At 59.5% G+C, this 7,848-nt stretch carries 6 protein-coding genes; 4 read left to right on the forward strand and 2 right to left on the reverse strand.

Translation table 11 applies throughout. The features are described 5' to 3' along the window. Nucleotides 1-15: 15 nt before the first annotated feature. The gene (locus ACW9JC_RS26790; RefSeq protein ID WP_416130433.1) at nt 16-1,359 is read right to left on the reverse strand and encodes an MFS transporter; all 1,344 of its coding nucleotides are present in this window, start codon (nt 1,357-1,359) and stop codon (nt 16-18) included. Nucleotides 1,360-1,658: 299 nt separating this feature from the next. On the opposite strand from ACW9JC_RS26790, the gene ACW9JC_RS26795 reads away from it, so the two are divergent. Continuing rightward, complete coding sequence (locus tag ACW9JC_RS26795; protein WP_457458770.1) at nt 1,659-3,092, forward strand: aldehyde dehydrogenase family protein; 1,434 nt, start codon at nt 1,659-1,661, stop codon at nt 3,090-3,092. A 241-nt stretch (nt 3,093-3,333) separates the two neighbouring features. Continuing rightward, a complete protein-coding gene (locus ACW9JC_RS26800) occupies nt 3,334-4,443 on the forward strand; it encodes an RHS repeat-associated core domain-containing protein (RefSeq protein WP_457458772.1) in 1,110 nt (369 codons plus the stop codon). Here the strand turns inward: ACW9JC_RS26800 and ACW9JC_RS26805 are convergent. Continuing rightward, entirely contained in the window at nt 4,422-5,687 is a 1,266-nt protein-coding gene (locus ACW9JC_RS26805) for an OprD family porin (RefSeq protein WP_457458774.1), read from the reverse strand. The genes ACW9JC_RS26800 and ACW9JC_RS26805 overlap by 22 nt on opposite strands. Before the next feature lie 195 nt (nt 5,688-5,882). Between ACW9JC_RS26805 and gcvA the strand changes: the two genes are divergently transcribed. Further along, nucleotides 5,883-6,788 (forward strand): transcriptional regulator GcvA, encoded by a 906-nt coding sequence (gene gcvA / locus ACW9JC_RS26810; RefSeq protein WP_457458776.1) that lies wholly within the window; start codon nt 5,883-5,885, stop codon nt 6,786-6,788. A 94-nt stretch (nt 6,789-6,882) separates the two neighbouring features. After that, nucleotides 6,883-7,788: an NAD(P)-dependent oxidoreductase gene (locus tag ACW9JC_RS26815; RefSeq protein WP_457458778.1), complete on the forward strand. Its 906-nt coding sequence runs from the start codon at nt 6,883-6,885 to the stop codon at nt 7,786-7,788. Nucleotides 7,789-7,848: the final 60 nt, after the last annotated feature.

The following is a 7,848-nucleotide window of genomic DNA, read 5'->3' on the forward strand; positions in this document are numbered from 1 at the left end:
TACATTAGCGTTGGTTCAACGCAACGCCTGCCCCCGCGTCTCCGGCATCCGCAGATAAACCACCAGGCTGATCGCACTGATCACCGCCAGGTAAATCCAGAACAACCCGCCATAGCCCCAACCCGCCATCGACGCCATCAGGTACGGCGCAGTACCGCCGAACAGGGTCACCGACAAGGCGTACGGCAAGGCGATGCCCGTCACGCGCACTTCAGCCGGGAATTGCTCGGCCATGGTCACCGCCGACGCCGCGCCGAAACCGGTCATGATCACCATCGACACGGTCTGGATCAGGGTCACTTCCAGCAGGCTGATGCCGGTATGCAACAGCCCGAAACTCGGCCAGGCCCAGAGAATCGAGGCGATGGCGAAAGCGATCAACACTGGACGGCGCCCTACCCGATCCGCCAGTTTGCCGGCGAACGGCAGCAACACCAGCGATACGCCGACGGAAATCACCCCGGCCAGCAACGTATCGCGGATCGACATGCCGGTGATCAAGTGCACCTGATTCGGATAGCTGACCATCCACACGTAGTTGAGCAGGTTGCCAGCCATGGCGATGCCGATCACGCGCATGGCGTCGCGGCGATGGCTGAACAGCAGTTCGCGGATCGGGCGTTTTTTCGCCTGGCTGGCGATCTTCGATTTGAAGATCTCGGTTTCGCGTACCGACAAGCGAATCCACAAGGTAATCAGGCCCATCAACGCGGCAATCACAAACGCCACGCGCCAGCCCCAATCGTAGAGCGCGGTGTCGCTGCCCATCGACGCGAGCGCAAAGCCGAGCAGGAACGACACCAGCGTTCCGGCGTTGATGGCGAACCATTGCCATGACCCGGCGAATGCCCGGCGATGCGCAGGCGCCGACTCGATCAAGAACGCCGAAGCAGACCCGAATTCACCGCCCGCAGAGAAGCCCTGCACCAGTCGCGCAATCACCAGAATGATCGGCGCGGCGATGCCGATGCTTTCATAGTTGGGGCAGATGCCGATCACCAGCGAAGCCACCGACATCAGCAGGATCGACAGCGTCAGGCCTTTTTTACGGCCGTAGCGGTCCGCCAGTTGACCCAGCACCGCGCCGCCGATGGGGCGCATGATGAAGCCGACCGCAAACACCGCCAGTACCGAGAGCAAAGCGGTTACGCCGTCACCGGCGGGAAAAAACTGCTTGGCAAGAATCGAAGAGAACGTCGCGTAGATCACCCAGTCGGTGTATTCGACGATGGTGCCGAGGGTGGCGGCGACAATCGCTTTTTTCTCGGCACTGTTGAGTTGGCGACCCTCGGATTGCAGGCTCGCCGTGGCAGTGGATGACGGCGACAGTACGCCGTCCACAGTGTTGTGGTTGCTCATTTTCAAGACTCCCGTGGGCGCTATTATTGTTGACCTTGGACGCGGCCTCAGCGTTGTTACGGGAGAAATATCCGGCGTTGCCAGCTTTTCGTGTAGCGAGTTTTCCGGACGGTTCGATTGACTAAATATCAATCCATTGCCTTGAGGTTTTCTCAAGCCACGGGGCTTTAAAACTCGGTTGAAGGGTGAGCGGTGAGCAGCGGTAATGGCAGGCAATCATGGGGCTGCCCACGACCGTCCCCATGCCGTGCATCGATACGACTGCTTCGATAAAAAGAACTCTGTGAGGAGAACCGGCAATGTTTGATAGAACCAACAGCTTCATCGGCGGGCGCATTTCCCCGCCGCTGAACGGTGAATATGTCGACAAGATCGACCCGCGCACCGGCGAAAAACTCAACGAAGTGGCCAGCAGCGGCCCCGCCGACGTGGCCATCGCCATCGACTCCGCCGCCGCAGCATTGCAAGCCTGGCGCGACATGCGCCCGGCCGAGCGCGGGCGCATCCTCAACGATTTCGGGCGTTTGATCCGCGCCAGCGAAAGCACCCTCGGCGCCCTTGAGCGTGCCGAAACCGGCAAGCCTGGCCGGGAAATGGCGCAACTGATGGACCTGACCGCGCAGTACTTCGAGTTCTACGGCGGCATCGTCAATGTCATGGACGGCGAAGTGATCAACCAGGGCCCGAACTACCACGTCTACACCCGCCGCGATCCGTTCGGGGTAATCGGCGTGATCCTGCCGTGGAACGCCCCGCTGCATCAGGCCGCCCGCGCCATCGCCCCGGCCCTGGCCACCGGCAACACCGTGGTGGCCAAGCCGTCCGAGCACACCTCGGCATCGCTGGTGGAACTGGCGCGCATGGCAATCGAGGCCGGGGTGCCGCCGGGCGTGTTCAACGTGATCGTCGGCAAGGGCAGCGTGATCGGCCCGGCCATGGCGCACAACCCGCACATCCGTAAAATCTCCTTCACCGGCGGCATTCGCGCCGGCCAGGAACTGGGGCACATCGCCGCCGACCGCATACTGCCGCTGACCCTGGAACTGGGCGGTAAATCCGCCAACATCGTCTTCGACGACGCCGACCTCGACGCCGCCGCCAAAGGCTCGACCCTGGCCTTCACCTGGAACAGCGGCCAATGGTGCGCCGCCGGTACACGCTTGCTGGTGCAGGAATCGATCTACGACCGCTTCGTCGACAAACTGGTGGCCGAAGTCGGCAACCTGCGCGTCGGCCCGCAGGATGACGCCACCTCAGGCCCCATCACCACCCACGCGCAATTCGAGAAAATCCAGAGCTACTTCGCCATCGCCGAACGCGAAGGCCTGACCCCGGCCATCGGCGGCAAAGTCGCGAGCCACAAAGGCTTCGAAAACGGCTGGTACATCGAACCGACCGTCTACACCGGCGTGACCAACGACATGACCCTGGCCCGCGAAGAAATCTTCGGCCCGATCGTCTGCGTGATCCCGTTCAAGGACGAAGCCGATGCGCTGCGTATCGCCAACGACAGCGAGTTTGGTTTGGGCGCCGGGATCTGGAGCCAGAACATCGGCCGCGTGCATCGGGTTGCCGCGCAGCTTGAAGCTGGGCGGATTGTGGTCAACGAATACAGCGGCGGCTTCGTGCAAACGCCGTGTGGCGGGTTCAAGCAGAGTGGTTATGGACGTGAGCAAGGGGTGGATGCGTTGTCGCATTACACGCAGTTGAAGTCGGTGATTATTCGGCTTTGACGTAATTTTCCGATCAGCCAAGGGCGCAGCGATTGCCGCGCCCTTTTTGCATCAAAAAATCCCCTGTAGGAGCGAGCTTGCTCGCGATGGAGTGTCAGCTACATAAATGTCGACTGATACACCATCGCGAGCAGGCTCGCTCCTACAGGGGATTTGCCGTAACGACCGACGCAGCGCAAAACTATCAGTTCTGATAGTACCCAACATAGGCATAGCTATGGATACTTGAGCCTCCGAGCCCTTGAAAGCCAAGAGCCACCAAATGCCTTCCCATCAGAAAACCCTGCTTTGCCAGTATCGCTACGACCCTCTTGATCGCCTGGTCTATCAGAGCAAACAGGACTCGCCCGCGCATCAGCGCTTTTACTGCAAAAACCGTTTGGCTAGCGAGATACAGGGCGCAATGCGGTATTCGATCATTCAGCACAATGACCTGTTACTGGCACAGCTTCAGCACCAAGGTGAAGCATTTGAATCCATGTTGCTCGCCAGCGACGTGCAGCGCTCTGTTTTGCAGATACTCAAAGCTAACCATCAACGACAATCTTTTGCCTATTCACCCTATGGCCATCATCCTGCCGAAAATGGCCTGACCAGTTTGCTGGGCTTTAATGGCGAACGGCCCGATCCTGTGACCGGGCATTACTTGTTAGGGATTGGTTATAGGGCGTTTAATCCAGTGTTGATGCGATTTCACAGCCCGGACAATTTGAGTCCATTTGGGCAGGGAGGGTTGAATCCATACGCATATTGTCTGGGGGATCCGGTGAATCAAAGAGACCCGACAGGGCGGGCCATTTCAATCCACTGGGCAATTTTGAGGGATAACCTTAAACACATCGTCAGCCAGCCCCGACCAATCCCTCGGACAGGGACGAACGGAACGATGCTGCTAGGCGCTGCCCCACCTTCTAGCCGTCCCACGGCGAGGGTCAAGCACATGCAAGCTCCCTCTCCAGCACCACGCGAACCCGCATCTGCGAACGTAGTGTCCTCCCATCAGCGAGCCCCAAACACACGTGGCAATGAATATTCACGCATTATCCAGGCTACGCCTCATTCGTCGGATGCACTTGCGCAAATGAATCCTGCAATGAGAGTTGCAATGCGCAACGCTGTCGAGTCGCCACGCACCGCAGTTGTTCTTCCGACACCGATTGAAGATGCCGCTCGTTTAACGGAGATAAATGATTACACCAATATGAGGGGCATAGGGATCACAAGTTTTCCAAGAGCAACTCAACTGGCTGATCAAAATAGACGTGCCTTCGATATTCGAAGACGTAACGACCAGCGCATGGAGGCAAATCCGTTGCGAGGAAACGAGGCTTACCACAGCCCCAACGAGTAACTGACAATCAACCGATTCTCATCAATATCACTGGAAAAGTTGCTCCGCGCACTGGCGTTTTTCCACTTCAGCCCAAGGTTCTTCAACGGCCCGCTCTGGATCACATAACCCAGCTCTGAATCCCGCTCCCATTCCTTCCCGGCATCTGCGCGGCTGCGCACCGTGACGTCATCCCCCGACAGATAACGGGTCATGAACGTCAAACCGGGAACACCCAGCGCCGCAAAATTGTAGTCATACCGCGCCTGCCACGAACGCTCGTCCTGGTTACCGAAATCGTTGATCTGCACCAGATTCACCAGATAGCCGTCGGTGCCGTTGATGTTGGCGAAACCGGTGTCGCCGCTCATGCGTTGATAGCCCAATCCAAGCCCATGACCGTTGGCGCTGTAGGTGAACATTGCACCGATGGCCGAGTTGTCGACGTTGCTGCCGCCGTCGTCGAGGCTGCGCGACCAGCGCAGATCGGAACTCAATGTCTGCCCTTCGCTGATCGTCCATTTATGGTTGAGGGTCAGGAAGTGCTGGCGGTAGATGCCCTCCAGTTCGCCATAGTGATAGGCCGTGCTCAGTGATGGCGACCAGCGCCACGTCGCGCCGCCGAAGTCGAAGCGGTCGCTGGTGGCGTGACGGCCGAGGCGGATGTTGCGCGCCACGCCGTTGTAGACGCTCATGTCTTCGTTGTCGGATGAGTTGCGCAGTTTGGTCTGGTCCAGCCGACCGAGGTCCAGGGACAGGTTGTCGATATCGGCACTGTTGAGCCACGCGCCGCGAAAGGTTTGCGGCAGCAGGCGTGAATCGTTGTACATCACCACCGGCATTTTCGGCAGCAAGGTGCCGACCTTGAGCGTGCTTTTGGCCATGCGCAGTTTGCCAGTGACGCCGAGTGCGCCGTAATCGTTCTCGGCCCGCCCACCCGGCCCGCGCGCGGTATTGAGCAGGCCGGTGCCGCTGCGGTCCGGCGAGGAGTCGAGCTTGATGCCCACCAGTCCGATGGCGTCGAAACCGACGCCGATCAGCCCCTCGGTGTAGCCCGATTCGACCCGCAGGATCAAACCTTGCGCCCACTCCTCGGCCTTGCTTTGAGCCACGCCGGACTGGCGAAAATCGCGATTGAAGTAGTAGTTGCGCAGCTCCAGGCTGGCTTTGCTGTCCTGAAAGATGTCGGCGCAAGCCGGGGTAAGTATGGTGCTGGCCGCGATGCAGACAGCAAGACGCGAAGCCACTGGGAAGGCGTAGTTCATGGACGTATTTCTCTTATTGTTGTCAGGTTCGAACACGCCCTCGATAGACGCGCGAAAGTCGATCCTGAAAGCCGCGCCTGCGCCCGACAATCGAGAAAAACACCCCGCTGCCTTGAGTTTTATTCAAGTGGGTTTAGGCTCAGCGTTAAGTACACTGCGCGCCGCTCCTCCCATAAGAACAAGAGTTTGCCCACTATGGATCGTCTGCCTCCCCTCAATGCCATTCGCGCATTCGAGTCCGTCGCCCGGCATTTGAGCGTCACCCTGGCCGCCGACGAGTTGAACGTCACGCCCGGTGCGGTCAGTCGGCAGATCCGCACGCTGGAAGAATTTCTCAAGCTCGATTTGTTCGTGCGTGGTCACCGTCAGATCACCCTGACCGCCGCCGGCGAGGAATACTTTCGCGCCGTGGCCCGGGTGGTTGAAGACCTGCGCGGGGCAACGAAAAAACTCATGTCACCGCCCCGCCGTCGCCAGCTCAAGGTGCGCGCCTACACCACGTTCGCCATGCAGTGGTTGATTCCGCGACTCGCAAGTTTTCATGCGCAGAATCCGAAGATCGAAGTGCTGCTGACCGCCTCGCTGGAACCGGTGGATTTCTACAAGGAAGACATCGACGCGGCGATTCGCCTCGGTTCCGGCGAATGGCCCAACTGCAATTGTTATGTGCTCAGCGATAACCAACTGGCCCCGGTGTGCAGTCCGTCGTTGCTGCAACACGGGCCGGGTTTGCAGACGCCCGCCGACATCGCCGGCTACACCATGCTGCATTCGATTGCCCGGCTCGAAGACTGGCGCTATTGGCTGGAAGCCAGCGGTGTCAGTCGCGAAGTCGATGCTCACGCCGGCATGACCTATCAGAGTTCGTCGATGGTTTACGCGGCGGCGGTCGGCGGCCAGGGCATAGCCATGGCGCAGCTGTTTCTGGTGAGCAAGGAGTTGCAGGACGGCAGCCTGATCCGGCCGTTCGAGCAGGTGGTGGACATGGGTGTGTACACCTATTACCTGCTCACACCCAAGCACCGCGAAGAGAGCGATGACCTGCGAATCTTCCGCGAATGGATGCTGGAGCAAGCGCGCATTACTCGCGTTCAGGCTTGAGATTTACTCAACGGATAGCGGCATAAAACTGCTTTGTCGGCGCTTCGCCCGCTTGTCTAGCATGGGTCTCCAATGACAAAAAAGAGACCCTGCCATGACTGCTCTCGATACGCCTTCAATCGGTTTCATCGGCCTCGGTGCCATGGGCCAGAAAATGGCCCGCCATCTGTTGGAAAACGGTTTTGAACTGAGCCTGTTCGATCCCAATCCCGTTGCCTTGGCGCCGCTGCTGGAACGTGGTGCGCGCAGCTTCGCCACGCCTCGGGAAGTGGCCGACCATGCGCAAATCGTACTGGTCTGCGTGCCCACGCCAGACATTGTCGAACGGGTGATTTTGGGTGCGGACGGTGTGATCCACGGCCAGCAGGTCAACATCGTGGTGGACCATTCCACCACCGGCCCGAGCCTGGCCCGACGGCTGCACGCCGAGTTGGCCGAACGTGGTATCGATGCCCTCGATGCACCGTTGGCTGGCGGTGTGGCCGGGGCGCAGAACGGCACGTTGTCGGTGATGGTCGGTGGTGAACGTGGCGCCTATGAGCGCTGCGTGCCGGTGTTCGCGGCGTTCGGTAAAAAGGTCGAGCACATCGGCACCGAGCCGGGGTTGGGGCAGACATTGAAACTGGTCAACAACATGATCGTCGCGGCAACCCTGGTGGCTACCAGCGAAGCGATGTTGTTCGGGGTGAAGGCCGGGCTCGATGCGCGGCAAATGGTCGAGATGCTCAACGCCAGCACGGCGCGCAGTTTCACCAGCGAACAGATCCTCGCCGGCACGGTGATGCGGCGGGAGTTCGATTTCGGCTTTCGTCTGGATTTGATGCGCAAGGATGTGCGGCTGTTTCTGGCTGAGGCAGAAAATGCCGGTGCGCCTGCCTTTACCAGCTCTGTTGTGAAGCAGTTCTTTGACCAGGCGTTGACCGAGGGCGATCCGGCGCGGGACATGACGCAAGTGGTTCAGGTGCTTGAGCGCTTGGCCGGAGTCACACTGCAAGGTTGACAGGCCAACTGCATAAAAATCCAAAGATCGCAGCCTTCGGCAGCTCCTGCATTGATCCCT

This window comes from Pseudomonas sp. SDO5591_S426, assembly GCF_054070755.1.

Bases quoted from the DNA above. Each gene is read 5' to 3' on its own strand.
- ACW9JC_RS26815 (WP_457458778.1), top strand. From the start codon at position 6,883: ATGACTGCTCTCGATACGCCTTCAATCGGTTTCATCGGCCTCGGTGCC.
- ACW9JC_RS26790 (WP_416130433.1), bottom strand. From the start codon at position 1,359: ATGAGCAACCACAACACTGTGGACGGCGTACTGTCGCCGTCATCCACT.
- ACW9JC_RS26805 (WP_457458774.1), bottom strand. From the start codon at position 5,687: ATGAACTACGCCTTCCCAGTGGCTTCGCGTCTTGCTGTCTGCATCGCG.
- gcvA (WP_457458776.1), top strand. From the start codon at position 5,883: ATGGATCGTCTGCCTCCCCTCAATGCCATTCGCGCATTCGAGTCCGTC.
- ACW9JC_RS26795 (WP_457458770.1), top strand. From the start codon at position 1,659: ATGTTTGATAGAACCAACAGCTTCATCGGCGGGCGCATTTCCCCGCCG.